This window comes from Actinomyces sp. ICM58 (assembly GCF_000283035.1).
GTDB lineage: Bacteria > Actinomycetota > Actinomycetes > Actinomycetales > Actinomycetaceae > Pauljensenia.
Map to the genome: position 1 here is coordinate 22,427 of NZ_ALIY01000056.1, position 16,856 is coordinate 39,282.

11 protein-coding genes are annotated in these 16,856 nt (G+C 67.5%); 1 reads left to right on the forward strand and 10 read right to left on the reverse strand.

Features of this window, described 5'->3' with window-relative positions; genetic code table 11:
• Positions 1-17: 17 nt before the first annotated feature.
• The 3 genes from HMPREF1138_RS02775 to aspS all read right to left on the reverse strand — a co-directional run bounded on the left by HMPREF1138_RS02775 (position 18) and on the right by aspS (position 3,765).
• Positions 18-1,310 (reverse strand): enterochelin esterase domain-containing protein, encoded by a 1,293-nt coding sequence (locus tag HMPREF1138_RS02775; RefSeq protein WP_238318594.1) that lies wholly within the window; start codon positions 1,308-1,310, stop codon positions 18-20.
• On the reverse strand, positions 1,267-1,884 hold the full coding sequence (locus HMPREF1138_RS02780) for an L-threonylcarbamoyladenylate synthase (RefSeq protein ID WP_009056273.1): 618 nt from the start codon (positions 1,882-1,884) through the stop codon (positions 1,267-1,269). Before HMPREF1138_RS02780 ends, HMPREF1138_RS02775 begins: the two co-directional genes overlap by 44 nt.
• A 75-nt stretch (positions 1,885-1,959) precedes the next feature.
• Positions 1,960-3,765: an aspartate--tRNA ligase gene (aspS, locus tag HMPREF1138_RS02785; protein ID WP_009056253.1), complete on the reverse strand. Its 1,806-nt coding sequence runs from the start codon at positions 3,763-3,765 to the stop codon at positions 1,960-1,962.
• Positions 3,766-3,867: 102 nt separating this feature from the next.
• Here aspS and HMPREF1138_RS02790 point away from each other — a divergent pair, with 102 nt between their 5' ends.
• Positions 3,868-5,265 (forward strand): MFS transporter, encoded by a 1,398-nt coding sequence (locus tag HMPREF1138_RS02790; RefSeq protein WP_009056294.1) that lies wholly within the window; start codon positions 3,868-3,870, stop codon positions 5,263-5,265.
• Between the two features lie 3 nt (positions 5,266-5,268).
• Here the strand turns inward: HMPREF1138_RS02790 and HMPREF1138_RS02795 are convergent, their stop codons facing one another.
• The 7 genes from HMPREF1138_RS02795 to HMPREF1138_RS02825 all read right to left on the reverse strand — a co-directional run bounded on the left by HMPREF1138_RS02795 (position 5,269) and on the right by HMPREF1138_RS02825 (position 16,812).
• Positions 5,269-7,437: a DEAD/DEAH box helicase gene (locus HMPREF1138_RS02795; protein ID WP_009056272.1), complete on the reverse strand. Its 2,169-nt coding sequence runs from the start codon at positions 7,435-7,437 to the stop codon at positions 5,269-5,271.
• A gap of 219 nt (positions 7,438-7,656) precedes the next feature.
• Positions 7,657-9,258 carry a GTPase gene (locus HMPREF1138_RS02800; protein ID WP_009056249.1) on the reverse strand — a complete coding sequence of 534 codons (1,602 nt, stop codon included), beginning with the start codon at positions 9,256-9,258 and terminating at the stop codon, positions 7,657-7,659.
• Positions 9,255-10,907 carry a GTPase domain-containing protein gene (locus HMPREF1138_RS02805; RefSeq protein ID WP_009056295.1) on the reverse strand — a complete coding sequence of 551 codons (1,653 nt, stop codon included), beginning with the start codon at positions 10,905-10,907 and terminating at the stop codon, positions 9,255-9,257. Before HMPREF1138_RS02805 ends, HMPREF1138_RS02800 begins: the two co-directional genes overlap by 4 nt.
• Positions 10,908-12,260, reverse strand: coding sequence for a histidine--tRNA ligase (gene hisS, locus HMPREF1138_RS02810; RefSeq protein ID WP_009056275.1), 1,353 nt, complete (start codon positions 12,258-12,260; stop codon positions 10,908-10,910).
• A gap of 32 nt (positions 12,261-12,292) precedes the next feature.
• The gene (locus tag HMPREF1138_RS02815) at positions 12,293-13,012 is read right to left on the reverse strand and encodes an MBL fold metallo-hydrolase (protein ID WP_009056288.1); all 720 of its coding nucleotides are present in this window, start codon (positions 13,010-13,012) and stop codon (positions 12,293-12,295) included.
• Between the two features lies 1 nt (position 13,013).
• A complete protein-coding gene (locus HMPREF1138_RS02820; RefSeq protein ID WP_009056290.1) occupies positions 13,014-14,345 on the reverse strand; it encodes a DUF349 domain-containing protein in 1,332 nt (443 codons plus the stop codon).
• A 166-nt stretch (positions 14,346-14,511) separates the two neighbouring features.
• Positions 14,512-16,812 (reverse strand): RelA/SpoT family protein, encoded by a 2,301-nt coding sequence (locus tag HMPREF1138_RS02825; RefSeq protein ID WP_202898332.1) that lies wholly within the window; start codon positions 16,810-16,812, stop codon positions 14,512-14,514.
• Positions 16,813-16,856 lie beyond the last annotated feature (44 nt).

The following is a 16,856-nucleotide window of genomic DNA, read 5'->3' on the forward strand; positions in this document are numbered from 1 at the left end:
TCCTCGATTCGACTAGATCACAATAGATGCGTAGGTAAGCCTAACCTAGGAGCGATTGGCGTCGCCTTGTCATCTTGCGCACCGTCGCCTCGAACACACCACTCGTCGAGCGCGCGCAGGAGCCCCTCGCGCCACCAGGCGACATCATGCCCGCCCGAATAGGTCTCGAACCTGACAAGCGACATCGCCCCATCCAACAACCCCGCACAACGGCGCACAACCGGCCACATCGCCACCTCACGCTCACCCACCTGACACCACACCGTCAAGCCGTCAGGCAGGCGTCGCTCCCCCCTGCTCAGCTCAGCCATGAGCGTCCCCTCGCCCCGACCTCGTTCCCCTCCTCCCCACCACAGGGATGGAGACTGTGCGACAAAACACTCGACGGGAAGCGTGCCCCCCAGGGCAGCTTCGAGGACACCGAGCCCGCCATAGGACTGCCCCGCCAGGGCGATCGGCCCCACGCCAACCTCATCGCAGACCGCGCCCACGAGCGCCTCGACCCTGCCGGCATCGGTGAGCTCCCGCTCGCGCTCCCCCAGCTCACCCGCGTCGATGGTCACGACGCGCAGACCCGGGTAGCACCGCGTCAGCCACCCCACCCCGTTAGCCCTCCAGATCTGCCCATCGAACACAAGAAGCGTGCGCTTTGGCGTCCCATCACCATCATGCACGACCGCGACGCGCCGACGCGGCGACGACCCTCCGGACTCGACCAGCACCGCGCACTCCACCTCGCGCGCGGCGCGCATATACGACGAATCCCCCTTAACAGCGGGCCAGGCAAGACGCGCATCCGGACCCGCGAACAGGGAAGCGACATGCCCACGCCCGTTGACGAGCACACGCGGATGAGAGCGATCGCGCACCGCCGAGGCAACGACGCGTGCCCACGCCCGCCGATCATCCGCCACGCGCGGATCAAGCCCGCCTGGCCCAACCGGCACAAACTGGTAACTCACGATGACATCGGCGGGCAACGCGCACGACAGCACCCACGGATCCACTCCGCCCACCCGCTCCATACGAAAGAGCTCCAGGTGATCGCGCGCCCGATCCGTCACCGTATTGAGGACCAGGTAGACCCCCGAGGCGCCATCCCCGGCGCACCGGAATGTCACCGAAACGGCGTCACGGCCATCGATCACCATCCGCGCGCCGACAAGCGGACCCGCGGCGTCGCCAGCAGACCGGACCACCGACGGCTCAGGAACAAGCCGGAGAAAACCCGTCTCAGAAAACGAAGGCGCGTCGATAATCAGGCAATCAGTCAAAGAGCGAAATGTCGCCCGCGCCCACGCGAGCAACAACCGCGTCGCCGCCCGCGAAGTCGATGACCGTCGTCGGCTCTGCCACGCCGACGGGACCCACGACGACGAGATCGACCTGGTGACCAATGCGCTCATCCACGTCGAACCCATCCGTCAAAGGCTCGGTCTCTCCGGGCATGATGAGCGTCGAGCAGGCAAGGGGCTCGCCGAGCGCCTCCACGATCGTCTGCGTGATGACGTGATCCGGGATGCGCACGCCGACCGTGTGCTTCTTCTTGTTGAGCATCACGCGCGGCACCTCCTTGGTCCCACGCAGGATGAACGTGTAGGGTCCGGGCGTTAGGGCCTTCATCGTGCGGAACTCATGGTTATCCACGATCACCAACTCCCCGAGCTGGGCGAAGGAATGGCACAGCAGCGAGAAGTTATGCTTCTCGTCGAGCTTGCGGACCGCGCGAATCGTGTCCATGCCCGACTTGTTGCCGATCTTCGTGGCGATCGCGTAGCCGGAGTCCGTGGGCAGTGCGATGATGCCGCCGCGCTCCAGCAGATCAACGACCGTGTTGACCAGACGTGCTTGAGGATTTTCCGGGTGCAGCTCAATGTACGACATACCCCTATTGTGCACGAAACCCCCTCCGACCGGGGCCGGATGGGGGTTTCGTGGACAAGACTGCCGAGAGCTAGATCACTTCTTTTCCTCGTCAGTGGATTCCTCGCCGCGTTTCTTCGGCTTCGCATCGACGCCGGCTTCCTTACGCTGCGCGGGCGTGATCGGAGCCGGGGCCTCGGTCAGCGGATCGAAGCCACCGCCGGACTTCGGGAAAGCGATGACGTCGCGGATCGACTCCGACTTCGTCAGCAGCGAGACGATACGGTCCCAGCCAAAGGCCACGCCGCCATGCGGCGGAGCGCCGAACTTGAAGGCATCGAGCAGGAAGCCGAACTGTGCCTGAGCCTCTTCCTCACCGATACCCATCACGTTGAACACGCGGTTCTGGATGTCGCGGCGGTGGATACGGATCGAGCCGCCGCCGATCTCGTTGCCATTGCAGACAATGTCGTAAGCGTAGGCCAGCGCGTTACCCGGATCCTTGTCGAAGGAGTCGATCCACTCAGGCTTGGGCGAGGTGAACGCGTGGTGGACGGCCGTCCAGGCGCTGTGGCCCAGTGCCACGTCGCCCTCGGCCTCGGCATCACCGGTGGGCTTGAAGAGCGGCGCGTCGACAACCCAGGTGAACGCCCAGGCATCGGGGTCGATGAGGTTGCAGCGCTTGCCGATCTCAAGGCGAGCAGCGCCGAGCAGCTCACGCGACGGGGTCGGCTTGCCAGCGGCGAAGAAGATGCAGTCGCCGGGCTCAGCGCCGGTGGCGCCGGCCAGGCCCTCGCGCTCGGCCTCGGTGATGTTCTTGGCGACGGGGCCGCCCAGCGTGCCGTCCTCGGCGATCGTGACGTAGGCCAGGCCCTTGGCGCCGCGCGCCTTGGCCCACTCCTGCCACTTGTCGAAGGTGCGACGCGGCTGCGAGCCGCCACCGGGCATGACGACGGCGCCCACGTAGGGGGCCTGGAACACGCGGAACGTCGTGTCCTTGAAGTACTCGGTGAGCTCGGTCAGCTCCAGGCCGAAGCGCAGGTCGGGCTTATCGGAGCCGTAGCGCTCCATCGCGTCCTTGTAGGTCATGCGCGGGATCGGCGTGGACAGGTCGTAGCCGATGAGCGCCCACACGTTCTTCAGGACGTCCTCGGCGACCTCGATGACGTCGTCCTGGTCCACGAAGCTCATCTCGATGTCGAGCTGGGTGAACTCGGGCTGACGGTCGGCGCGGAAATCCTCGTCGCGGTAGCAGCGCGCGATCTGGAAGTAGCGCTCCATACCCGCCACCATGAGCAGCTGCTTGAAGAGCTGGGGGGACTGGGGCAGGGCGTACCAGGAACCCGGGGAGAGGCGGGCGGGGACGATGAAGTCGCGGGCACCCTCGGGCGTCGAACGCGTCAGGGTCGGGGTCTCGATCTCGACGAAGTCGCGGGCGTAGAGCGCCTCGCGGGCCGCGCGCGAGACCTTCGAGCGCAGGCGAATCGCGTACTGCTCGGGTTCGCGGCGCAGGTCAAGGTAGCGGTACTTCAGGCGGGTTTCCTCACCCACGTTGCCGGAATCTTCAGCATTGGAGGAGACTTGGAAGGGCAGGGGCGCGCTGGTGTTGAGGATCTCGATGTCGTCGCCCATGACCTCAATGGCGCCGGTGGCCAGGTGGGGGTTCTCATTACCCTCAGGGCGAGCGCAGACCTCACCGGTGACCTTCAGGACGAACTCGGAGCGCAGCTCGTGGGCGACGCGCTCGTCGCGCACGACCACCTGGGCGATGCCGGACGCGTCACGCAGGTCGATGAAGGCGACGCCACCGTGATCGCGGCGACGGTCCACCCAACCGGTGAGCGTCACGGTCGAACCGACCAGGTCGGTGCCGAGAGTTCCAATGTTGTGAGTGCGAAGCACTGTGATTCCTTTCGTCATTACCATCCGCGAGACAGGCGGCGGCAGAGTCATTGTACGCCTGACGTCCCAAGAGTTGCGTGTGCCGCAAGTAGGATAGTCATCATGCCCGCCGACGATTCCTCCGCCCCCGCTTCCGCCTCGTGGACCCCGTCCGAAATTGGCTTGGCCATCGGGTCCGTGCTTCTCATTACCCTCGTGGCCTTCGAGGAACTCGCCGCCACGACGATCATGCCGGTCGTCGTCAAGTCTTTTGACGCTGCCGCCTGGTACCCGATCGCATCGGGGGCGGCACTGGCCACGCAGCTGAGCGCCACCGTGGTCGCGGGCGCCCTGGCCGATTGGAAGGGCCCCCGTGTCGTCCTGCTCGCAGGATTGGTTCTCTTCGCTGTCGGTTTGGTGGTGTGCGCCGCGGGCACAAACGTGGTCGTGTTCGTTGTCGGCCGCGCGCTGCAGGGGCTGGGAGGCGGCCTCCTCATCGTCCCGCTCTACGTCCTCATCGGAACGGTCGCTTCCCCTCATCACCGTCCCTCGTTCTTTGCGTCTTTCTCGCTGGCGTGGGTTCTCCCCTCGCTGGTCGGCCCCGCGATCGCAGGCCACGTGACCCAGGAGTGGGGCTGGCGCTACGTCTTCGGCGTCGTTCCGCTCTTCGTTGCGGTCGCGGCGCTCCCCATCGCCTACGTCCTGCGCTCGATCCCGACTGCACAGGGGCAGCGCTCCCCCATGCTCGCGTCCCTCTCGCGAGACGCCGGGCTTGTCGGAATGGGCGTCATGCTGCTGCAGCTTGCGGGCGCGCTGCCCACACCACTGGCACAAGTCGGGGTCTTCGCCCTCGGCGCGTGCATCACCGTCTGGGCGCTGCCCCGCCTCCTGCCGCGTGGAACCTTCCACTCCCGCCGCGGCATGCCCTCGGCGATCCTTGCAAGGCTGAGCGCGATGGCCTCACAGGTCGGTCTCGCCGTCATGATTCCGCTGATCCTCCAGCGTGTGCACGGCTGGTCCGAGGCATCCTCCGCCTGGTGGGTCACCCTCGGGTCGATCACCTGGTCGATTGGCGCGGTCGGGCAGGCACGCGTTCACGATCCACACCTGCGCCGCCGGCTCCCGGTCATCGGCGGCACACTGATGGCTATCGGCGCGATCCCCGTGGGGGCCCTCCTCGTCCCCGCAATTCCCGTGTGGGTGGCCCTCATCGGTTGGTTGCTCGTCGGCCTCGGAGTCGGACTGGTTCACGCTCCCCTGTCCGTCATGGCCCTTGAGGTCACCCCTGAATCTAAGCACGGGCGCGTCGCCTCGTGGCTGCAGGTCGCTGATTCGGCAGGCCCTGCCCTCGAACTCGCCCTCGTGTCCGTGGCCTTGAGCGCGTGGGCCGCCACCGCCACGGTGGGCGGGGCGGCCTACGCTCCCTATTGGGTGATTGCTGCTGCGCTCGCGATCCTCACGGTGTTTGCCGTGACTCGGCTGCGTCCCGCGTCGGAACGATCCACCGGTGGGGAGAGCTAGCGCTCAGTCCTCGTAGCGGCGCTTACCGAAGTGGCGACGTCCGCCCTCACGGCCACCGTCGCGCTCCCAACCACCATCGCGGCCACCCTCGCGATCTCGGCGGGCACGCTTCATGTCCTTCTCCCAGCGCTCGGTGCGCACCGAGCGGCGCGGTCGCGAGCCGTCGCCCTTTTCAAAGCGGTGCGGACGCTTCTCGTCACGGTCCCCGAAGCGGCCCTCTCGATCACCGTAGCCGCCCCGGCCTCGGTAGTCGCGCTCGAAGTCGCGACGCTCGCGGCGCTCGAAGCCGTCTCGCTCCCCGCGCGCGCCCGGCCCCTCGTCCACGCGGATACGCAGCTGACGACCGGACACGTAGCCCTTGGAGATACGCGACAGCTGCTCGCCCGACAGATCCGCCGTGATATCGACGAGGGAGAAGGTCGGATAGATCTCGATGTTGCCGATGTCGCGGCCGTCGATACCGCCCTCACCCGCAATCGCGCCGACGATCGAGCCGGGCTTGACACGGTCCTTCTTACCGACCTCGATGCGGTAGCGCGTGCCGGAGCCGGGGGCCGGGCGGCCGCCGCCACGGCGGCGAGAGCCGTTGGCACCACCCTTGAGCGGGCGGTCCTTATCGCGTCCCGCCTCGAAGGATGCGCCGACGAATTCGCCGGACTCGTCCAGGCGCTCCTCGCGGCGGATCTTGCCATTTCCGCGGCGGTCCTTCTCGCGGCGGGGCGCGGGGCCCTCGTCGCCGACCGCCGTGGCCATGAGCGCGGCGGCGATGTCCTCGACGCTCACTTCCTCGCCCATGTCGGCCAGCAGACCCTTGTACATGTCGAGGCGGCCGCGCTCGATTCGTGCGCCCAGTCCCTCGAGCAGGCGGCGAGCCCGGAACTCAGAGACGGCGGCGGGCGAGGGGATCTCGACCTCTTCCATCTCGGTTCCCGTCAGCTTTTCAATGCGACGCAGGCGGCCGTGCTCGCGCGGGGTGAAGAAGGTGAGGGCGCGGCCCTCGCGCCCGGCGCGGCCGGTGCGGCCGATGCGGTGCACGTAAGCCTCCGGCTCGCGGGGCACGTCGAAGTTGACGACCAGGGAGATGCGCTCCACGTCCAGGCCGCGCGCCGCGACATCGGTGGCGACCAGCACGTCGAGAGAGCCGTTCTTCAGGCGCTCGACCATGCGCTCGCGCTCAGTCTGAGCGACGTCGCCGGAGATGCCTGCAGCTCGGAAGCCGCGGCCCGACAGCTCAAGGGACACCTCTTCGACATCAGCGCGGGTGCGCACGAAGACGATGGCCGCGTCGGCCTCCTCCTGCCCCGCCGCGATGTGCTGGGCCCGCGTGGCCAGGACGCGCGACAGCGCGCCGATCTTGTGCTTGTAGGGCACGACCGCGTAGGTCTGGTGAATCGTGTCGACCGTCGACGATTCCGTCGAGACGGCGACCTTGACGGGATCCTTGAGGTGCTCGCGCGCCACCTTCTCAATGGCGGCGGGCATCGTGGCGCTAAACAGCGCCGTCAGGCGGTCATCGGGCACGCTCGACGCGATCGTCTCGACGTCCTCGGCGAAGCCCATGCGCAGCATCTCGTCCGCCTCGTCCAACACGAGCATGCGCACGTTCGACAGGTCGAGTGCACCCTTCTCGATCAGGTCGATGACACGGCCCGGGGTGCCCACGACGACCTGCGCGCCGCGCTTAAGCGCGCCGATCTGGGGACCGTAGGGGGAGCCGCCGTACACGGGGACGACGTCGAGGCGGGCGGTGCGCGCAGCGAAATCCTCAATGGCCTGGGCGCTCTGCATCGCGAGCTCGCGCGTGGGAGCCAGGACCAGGGCCTGGACGTCGCGCTCATCGGCGTCGACGATGGCCAGCAGCGGCAGACCGAAGGCGGCCGTCTTGCCGGTACCCGTCTGGGCGATACCCACGACGTCGCGCAGCTCAAGGAGCGGCGGGATCGCGGCAGCCTGGATCGGGGTGGGGACGCGGAACCCCATATCGGTGACGGCCTCGAGGATCTCCTCGGGCAGTCCGAGGCTCGCGAAGGTCACGGTATCGCCGTCTTCGCCGTCGGCTTCCTGCCCGGCGTCGCGATCCTGGCCGTCGGCCTCGTCGACGAGATCGAGCTCGTCATCCATGTCCATGATGTCGTCGCGCTCGTCGCGGTCCATGTAGTCGTCAGAGGGCATAGTTATTCCTTGCCTGTTGCATGCGGGGTAGCAAAACCATCGGGGCGGGCCATCTCGGCTCCTCAGCGCGGCCTCACCCATAACAACAAATCCCGCGTCCCGCGGGGCACCATAACAAGGGGCTGCGCCTCATCGCTGCGTCCAGCATAGCGCGCGCTTGCTCGAAAAAGGTGCCTGTCGTCGGCGAATTCACTGTTCGCGTCGGTCCAAGGCGGCGCTTCACGACCTCCGGTCCAGGCGCAGGCGCGCCACGAACGAGGCGATGGTGACCTGACGGTTGTCTTCCGCGCGCAGCGGGGCGACGACGAGGCGCTCGACTTCGTCGCGGCACAGGGCCCTCATGTCGCGGCGCACGGCGCGTGCACGCCTCGAGGCCACCCAGGAGCTGACGACGCGGCTCGCCCCCGCGCACAGGAGCGTGAGCGCGAGCGACACGCCAATGATCACAGTAGGAACGGGAATCGGGCCAAGCGTGGGAACGCGGGCATCGATGAGGACCGCGCGGCCCAGGTGCGCGAGAAGAATCCACGCACCCCCTCCCACGCAGGCGAGCCAGGCGAGCAGCTGCACGACGCCGAGGAAGCGAACGGCCGCGGGTGCGCTCGCGCTCACGCGCAGATTCGCAGCCACCTCGCGGTGCGCGCCCGCCGGCACCTGCCCAGCGCCCGACAGCGCCCGATCGATGAGTAGGCGCCGCCAGCGCTCTGGGCGCCCCTGGGAGCGCGCGGCCACCTCGCGGCGCACCGCATTAGCGAAGGCCGCTTCGTCGGAGGTGGAGCGCGTCGGCAGCGTGGGCGTCGTGGCGCTCTCCTCGCGGGACTCGTCGCCCAGGTGAAGGCGTCGCAAAGGATCGGCCCCCAGACGCGAGAGCCATCGCAGGGGAAGCCAGCCGCCGACGCGCGCACCCGCGCGCCGCGTCGAGCCGGCCACGGCCTCTTCGATGATAGGTGCCCCCGCAAGGTCCGCGGCAGCCTGAGCGAGCTCACCGGCCAGGCCCTCGGTCTCGACCCCACGGATGGTGCCCTCCAGGCCGAGCGCATCGCGCAGAAGGACCGCGGCCTCGGCCAGGGCGGCGCGCGCACGAGCTGCCTGACGCGACACACGGGCAGCTTCCCCGCCGAGATGGGCGGCGAGCGCGCTCACGCCCTCCCCCGTCGTCGCACTGACGGGAAAGATACGCGCGCCAGCGAGGCCGCGCGCATCGAGGATGCGGCGCAGGTCGGACTCGACGGAGGCGCGCGAGGCGGCGTCCAACGTATCAATGTGAGTCAGGGCGACCGTCACGGAGGCGTGCGAGGAACGCAGGCGCGACAACCACTCGTCGTGCAGGCGCGCGTCCGCATACTTTTGGGGATTGACCACGACGACCAGCGCGTCCACGCGCGAGGCCAGGCGTTGCGCCACCTCGGCGTGAGCCGCCTCGACCGAGTCAATGTCGGGCAAGTCCACAATGACGGTATCGCCCTCCGGACCCGCGGGCGCATCCACACGCGCGGTCACGCCCAGCCACCCCAACAGCTGCGCGGGTTCGCGGCCCGCGGGCAGGACCGCGCAGGCCTCGTTGGTCGTGGGCCGCAAAATACCCGCGCGCACGACCTGCGCCCCGCACAGAGCGTTAACGAGGGACGACTTACCCGCGCCCGTGCCGCCCAGCATGCCGATCACGCACCACGTCGGATCCATCTCGGCGCGCTCAGAGGTCACGTCAATGAGCTCGCGCACCCTCGCCAAGGTCGTCGGCTCGATGTCGGACGCGGCGAGCGTCGTGATCTGGTCGAGCTGTGCCGCTGCCGCCGCAACGGGGATCGATGCGCGCCTCATGCCAGCGCCTCCCGGGCCTCGTCGAGCGCCAACGCAAGGGCCTCGACGCGCTCCCGTTCCAGCGAGCGATCCAGCTTCGCGGCAATGGGGGCGACGACGTCGGCCAGCGAGTCGGCCGCCAGCGACTCCAGGGCCTCACGAGCCTGCGCGGCGAGCGCACGCACCGTGCGCTCACCGAAATACGATTCGAGGATCGTCTGCGACAGCGCGGCCGACGCCCCCGCAACGCCGACCTCGACGCCCGTGACGCCGCCCGTCATCGCGAAAGCACTGACCATGAGCGACACCGTCACGACGTTGATCCCTCCGGCCAGGAGCCGCCCCGTCACGCGCGAAGACTCCGCCTGACCGCGCACGATCTGCGTCACCTCGCTGGTCCACGCCTGCGCTGTCCTGCGCGCGCGTTCAAGGCACGCCTGAGCGTCCAACAGCTCCTCGAACTCGCCGGTCGCGGCGACCGGCTCGGCCAGACGCAGGGCCTCGGTCCACGCGCGATGGTACTGATCGCTCAAGCGCTGAGCCAGCCCGCCGGTCAGGTCACGACGCACCTGCTCCTCTGGGGCGGCAGTTCCGCGCACGGCACCCATGAGGCGCTCACGCACGCTGCCAAGGACCCTGGCCAGGGTGCGTGTCATGTCCCACGAGCCGAGCACCTCGGCGATGCGGGCGCTCACCTCGCCGCGCAAGACGTCGTCGCTCGAGGAGGAGGCAACCTCTCGAGCGCCCGAGGCGACGAGCTGATCGATGCCCTCGCTCGCGGAGGCGATCGCGCGGTAGGACTCTCGGGCACCGTCCAACGCCTTCCTGGCCTCGTCGAGCGATGCGGCAACGGCCCCCGACAGGGAAGAACGAATGATGGCGGCGCGCTCCTGCGCGTCGTGCCCGATCCCCCGCAAAAAAGACCCCACGGCGGCGATCGCATCGAAGGGAAGACGCCCCTCTGTCAGGGGCTGCTCGGTGATCACGATGATCGGCACCTCGCCCAGGCCTCGGCGCCGCGCGAGCGAGGTCAAATCCGCTCGGATCTCCTCCTGCGCGCCCTCGGGCACCCGGTTGAGGACGATGGCGACGCGAAGGCCTCGCTCGGCCGCCTCCTCCAGATGCCTCCACGCGACCGCATCCGCGTAGCGAGCAGCGCTCGTGACAAAAATCCACAGATCCGCGCCATCGAGAAGCTCCGAGGCAAGCCGACGGTTCCCCTCCTCGACCGAATCGATGTCGGGGGCATCCAAGATGCCGATCGACGGCCACATCATGTCGTCCACCGTCACCGTCACGGCGTCCAGGCTCGTACCCGCCCCGCCCTCGTGCTTCGCCAAGCGAGGCAGCACGCGATCCGACATGAACCAGGCGCGAGCCGCGGGCGAACACACCACGACCGGGCGCCGAGTCGTGGGGCGAACGGCACCCGACCGGGACACATTACGATCGAGTAGCGAGTTCACAAGGGTCGACTTGCCCGAACCCGTCGACCCGCCGACCACGACGAGCAGGGGCGCGTCAGCGTCCTCCAGACGCGGCAGCACGAGGTCCTGCAGGCGACGAAGCGCCCGCTCGGCCTCGGGGCGGGCGCCCTGGGGCATCGCCTCCAACGAGTCCTTGAGCGCGCCCGCGAGGCGGCGGGCGCCTTCAACCGCGGTGGTCGGCACTCAGGCCGTCACCTTCTCCACAGTGGGCACCGCGTCCGCCGCGGGAACCTCCCACGTCGCGGCGTCGGCCTGAACCTGCTCTCCCGTGCGGATGTCCTTGACCGTGTCGGCGGCCCCCTCCTCACCCGGGAACCAGACGAAGGGAATGCCGCGCTTATCCGCGAACTTGATCTGCTTACCGAACTTCGCCGCGCTCGGGGCGACGTCGGTCGAGATGCCTCGCCCACGCAGCGTCGCCGCGATTTCCTCGGAACGCTCACGGTGCTCCTCGTTGGTCACGGCCACGACGACGGCCGTGGGAACCTTACGCGAGGCACGCACCAGCGGCACAGAGATCATGCGCGAGACGAGGCGCGAGACACCAATGGACAGGCCAACGCCCGGGTAGGTGCGCTTGCCGTCCTTGGCCAGGGAATCGTAGCGGCCGCCCGAGCAGATCGACCCGAGGTCCTCATGGCCCTCGATCTCTGACTCGTAGACGCTTCCCGTGTAGTAGTCCAGGCCGCGCGCGATCTTCAGGTCGGCGACCACGGCACCCGGCATGCGCTTGTTGGCGGTGTCGAGCAGCTCGGCGAGCTCCTTCAGCCCCTCGGCCAGCAGCTCACCGCTCACGCCCAGTGCAGCCAGGCGCTCGCGCACCTCAGCCGAATCAGCCGTGCGAATCTGGGCCATCTGGAGCAGAACGGACGCCTGGTCGCCGTCGATGCCGGACTCGGCCAGCTCCCTGGCCACGCCCTCGGGCCCAATCTTGTCGATCTTGTCAAGCCCGCGCAGAGCCGCCTCGACGTCGGTGACTCCGAGGGACTCGCACACGCCCTGAACGACCTTGCGGTTGTTGACGAGCACGCGCACCGGCGGGATCGGCAGGCTGTTGAGGGCCTCGGCCATGACGAGAGGCAGGTCCACCTCGAAGTGGAAGGGCAGCTCGCCGTTGCCCACGACGTCGATATCGGCCTGCGTGAACTCGCGGAAACGCCCCTCCTGCGGGCGCTCCCCGCGCCACACTTTCTGAATCTGATAGCGCTTGAAGGGGAAATCCAGCTCGTTGGCGTTCTCCACGACGTAACGCGCGAAGGGGACGGTCAGGTCGAAGTGCAGACCCATGCCCTTGTCCTTGGGAGCGCGCGCACCCGCGGCGGCAGCCTTCAGCGCTTGCAGGCGGTCAAGAACGTAGATCTCCTTCGAGGTCTCTCCCTTGGCCTCCAGCTGCGCCAGCGTCTCGACCGCACGCGTTTCGATTCCCGCGAAGCCGTGCAGCTCAAAGACACGGCGCAGCTCGTCGAGGACGTGCATCTCAATGATGCGCCCCTCGGGGAGCCATTCGGGGAAACCTGACAAAGACGTGCGAGCCATAACAAAATCCTTGAGATCGAACGACACCTGCGCTAGCCGATACGACGAGCGCGGATCAAGTATTGGTTGGAGCGTATCTCATCCGCAAGCGTAGTCGCCGGACCGTGGCCGGGGATGAGGATCGTGCTCGGGTCGAGGGCGTTGGAAATAGTGCGCAGTGAGTGACGCATTTGCGTTTCGTCACCGCCGGGCATGTCGGTGCGCCCCACGCTGTCTTTAAACAGAACGTCGGCGGACAGCGCCCACGGCACCGCCTCCTCGCTGGCGTAGAAAGACTGGTTATTCACGCGCACGTCCAGCGGGCTGTGCCCGAGGAAGAGCGCCGAGCCCTCGGTATGACCGGGGGCGGGCACCATGCGCAGCCACACGCCCGGGGTCAGCTCGACGGAGTCCGCGGGCATCTCACGCAGATCGGTGGGCTTCACCCAGGGTCCCACGAAGTCGGGCGGGGCCATGGGCAGGAAAGAGGCCGGATCGTCCATGCGGTACATGTCCGGCGCCGGCAGGTAGCACGGGACCGTAGAACCGTCTGCTCCCCAGGTGGAGGCCTCGGCCGCATCCCACACGTGGTCGGGGTGGCCGTGGGTGAGCAGCACCGCGCCGACGCTCACGCCCTCAAGTTCGAGGACTTGCCGAATGAGGTGCCTAATGCCGGCGGAGGGGTCGACAACAAGGGCAGTGCCCGCCCCGGAAGGGACGAGCACAAGCCCATTCGCCGCGTAAAAGGGCGACGGGATGACGTGAAGACGCATGTCACTCCATGGACGAGGAGATCTGCGCGAGCCAGGCGCGCTTGGTCTCGAGGGTCTCACGCACACTGGTCGCCGCCTTCGTATCGCCCTTGGCCTCGGCGTCGGCGAGCGAACGCTCAAGCTGAGCGATCTGCTCCTCCAGCTGACCCACCATGCCGGCCGCGCGGGCTCGCGTCTCGGGGTTGGTGCGGCGCCATTCCTTCTCTTCGGCTTCGCGAACGGCGGCCTCGACGGCGCGCAGGCGGCCTTCGATGCGGTGCAGGTCGGAGGAGGGCACGCGGCCGACCTCCTCCCAACGGTCCTGAATCTGACGCAGCTGGGCCTTCGCGCGGTCGATATCGGTGACCGGCAGGATGGCCTCGGCATCGACGAGGATCGCCTCCTTGGCCACCAGGTTCTCGCGGTACTCGGCGTCCGTGGCCTCGTCCTTGGCGCGGCGAGCATCGAAGAACACCTGCTGAGCGGCGCGGAAGCGCGCCCACAGGGCGTCGTCTTCCTTGCGCGAGGCACGCGGGGCTGCCTTCCAGCGGTTCATGAGCTCACGGTAGGCACCCGACGTGCGAGACCAGTCCACCGAGGAGGACAGGGCCTCGGCCTCGGCGATCAGGGCTTCCTTGACGCGCTTTGCCTCGGACTGAGCCTGATCCAGCTGGGAGAAGAACTGGCGGCGGTGGCGGTCGAACTGGGTACGCGCGGTGGAGAAGCGCTTCCACAGTTCGTCTTCGACGGCCTTCTCCAGGCGCGGGCCGCGGCGCTGCAGGGTCTTCCACTCTTCCAGGAGGTCGCGCAGGGTCTGGCCCGACTGCTTCCAGTGGGTCTTGGCGGGATCCTGGGCGACGATGGACTCGGCCCGCTCGACGACTGCCGTGCGGTCAGCCAGGGCCTGCGCCTTGGCGGCCTTGCGCTCCTCGCGGGCGACCTCCTTGCGTTCCTCGGCGGCCTTCTCGACCGCGGCGACGCGCTCGCGCAGCGCGGGGATGTCGCCGACGACGTTAGGGGATGCGACCTGCTCGCGCAGCGTCGCGAGAGTCTGATCAATGTCGCGCGGGCTCAGGGTGGTGAGGCGGTCCTCGAAGAGCTTAATCGTGGCCTCGAGGTCGGCGTAGCGGCGCTCATACAGGGCGTAGGGGGAGGCGGGAATGCCCTCTGGGAAGCCGCCGATGACGCGCTCCTCGTCGCCGTCCTTGACATAGACAGTCCCGTCCTCACCAATGCGGGCGAAGGGATGCTCAGGCACCTCCGACGCTGCGATCGTCGAGGCCTGGGCCTCCTCGGGAGTAGCCGTCACGGCTTCGGGAGTGGTTTCGTTGTTCGGAATCGACGTCTCGGTCACGATATTCCTTCTTAGACGAGGGCTGACGCCCGGCGCGGTCGCGTGCCGATGTGACACACAATGCTAGTGTGTCACATCTAACGAGAAAATGAGTGTCGACCCGCGAAAAACGGGACGGATGTAACACCTCACCCCGCTTCCCAGCGCCGGCGCGCCGAGTCCTCGTCTAAGAATCCGCCCCGATGCGCACCGCTTCGAAGACACCATCCACCCGGCGAAGCGCCGACAGGACAGCGTTCAGGTGGCCCAGGTCCGCCAGCTCGAACGAGAAGTTACCGGAGGCAACCTGATCCCCATCCGTCTTGAGGGCCGCGGCCAAGATATTGACGCCATAATCAGACAGGACCCGGGTCAGATCCGAGAGGAGTCCACCACGGTCGAGTGCACGCACCTCGATCTGGACGCGGAACGGCGCGCTGAGCCCCTCGGAGTTCCACGACACGTCCACGAAGCGCTCGGGCTGCAGCTGGCTCAGGCGCACCGCGTTCGCGCACGTGGAGCGGTGCACCGATACGCCCTGGCCGCGCGTAATGAAGCCGACGATCGCATCTCCGGGAACAGGCGTACAGCACTTGGCGAGCTTGACCCAAATCTCGTTCGGGCTCAGTCCGGACACGGTGATCGCGCTGTCCCCCGAGGCCTCCGACCGAGGCTTCTGCGAGCCCGGGGTGACGCCCTCGGAGAGCGTCTCCTCGGTGCCGTCTCCCCCACCCAGGTTATCCACGAGCCTGTTGACGACGTTCTGGGCCGAGATATGCCCCTCGCCCACCGCCGCGTAGAGCCCCGAGACATCCGGGTAGCCGAAGGATGTGGCGACCGACAGGATTGACTCGTGGTTCATGAGCCGCTGGAGGGGAAGGTTCTGCTTGCGCATCGCGCGGGCCAGCGCCTCCTTACCTGACTCCACGGCCTCCTCGCGGCGTTCCTTCGAGAACCACGCCTTGATCTTCGAGCGGGCACGCGGCGAGGCGACAAAAGCCAGCCAGTCGCGCGATGGGCCGGCCTTGTCCGACTTCGAGGTGACGACCTCGACCGTCTCGCCCGACTCCAGCGGCGTATCAAGAGCGACGAGGCGCCCGTTAACCTTCGCGCCGACCGTGTGGTGCCCGACCTCCGTGTGCACCGCGTAGGCGAAGTCGACGGGGGTCGCACGCGCCGGCAGCACGATGACCTCGCCCTTGGGTGTAAAGACATAGACCTCGTCGCCCGCGATCTCGTAGCGCAGCGAATCCAGGAATTCCTCCGGGTCACCCGTCTCGCGCTCCATCTCGACCAGAGCGCGCAGCCAGTTCGCCTGTTCTTCCGAGCTCATGCGGTCCGAGTCGCCGCTCGTGGCGTTCGGATTCTGCTTGTACTTCCAGTGAGCCGCGACGCCGTGTTCCGCGCGCTCGTGCATGTCGTAGGTGCGGATCTGGATCTCCACCGGCTTGCCACCTGGGCCGATAACTGTCGTGTGCAGCGACTGGTAGAGGTTGAACTTGGGCATCGCGATGTAGTCTTTGAAGCGCCCCGGGATCGGATTCCACCGGCCGTGCAGCGCGCCGAGAACGCCGTAGCAGTCCTTGATCGAATCCACCAGCACACGCACGGCGACCAGGTCGAAAACCTCGTCGAACGCTTTGCCGCGCACGATCATCTTCTGGTAGATCGAATAGTGGCTCTTCGGGCGGCCACTGACCGTACCCTTCGTTCCCGAGCGACGCAGATCCTCTTCGATCTGATCGATGACGTCACGCAGGTATTCCTCCCGTTGAGGGGCCCTCTCCGCGACGAGCCGGTCGATCTCCTCGTAGATTTCCGGGTACAGGGTCTTGAAGGAGAGTTCTTCGAGCTCCCACTTCACCATGTTCATGCCGAGTCGGTGGGCCAGCGGCGCGTAGATCTCCAGCGTCTCCTGCGCCTTCTTCGCCGCCGACGCGGCCGGAACGAAGCGCCACGTTCGGGCATTATGGATGCGGTCGCCCAGCTTGATGAGCAGCACTCGGATGTCACGGCTCATGGCGACGAGCATCTTGCGCAGTGTCTCGGACTGGGCGGCTGCGCCATAGCGGACCTTGTCGAGCTTGGTGACACCGTCAACCAGATTCGCGATGGGCTCACCGAAATCGGCGGCCAGCTCCTGGAGCGTGTAGTCCGTGTCCTCCACGGTGTCATGCAGCAGCGCGGCCACCAGCGTCGGGGTCGTCATGCCCATCTCCGCCAGGATCGTCGCGACCGCGACCGGATGGGTGATATAGGGTTCGCCCGACTTGCGCATCTGCCCCCGGTGGCATTCCTCAGCCTTGCGGTAAGCCCTCTCGACCACACTGATATCCGCCTTCGGATGATTCGCGCGCAGAGCCCGCACAAGCGGCTCAATCTCTGGGATCGTGGCGCGCCCACGCGAACCAAACCACACGAGGCCGGAGCGCACTCGGGAGACGGCCGCGGGAAGTGCGGACCCTGAAGTCGTGTCGTCGCTGCTCATGAACCAATGATAGCGACGAACGAGCGGCTCCGGGGATCAAGAGG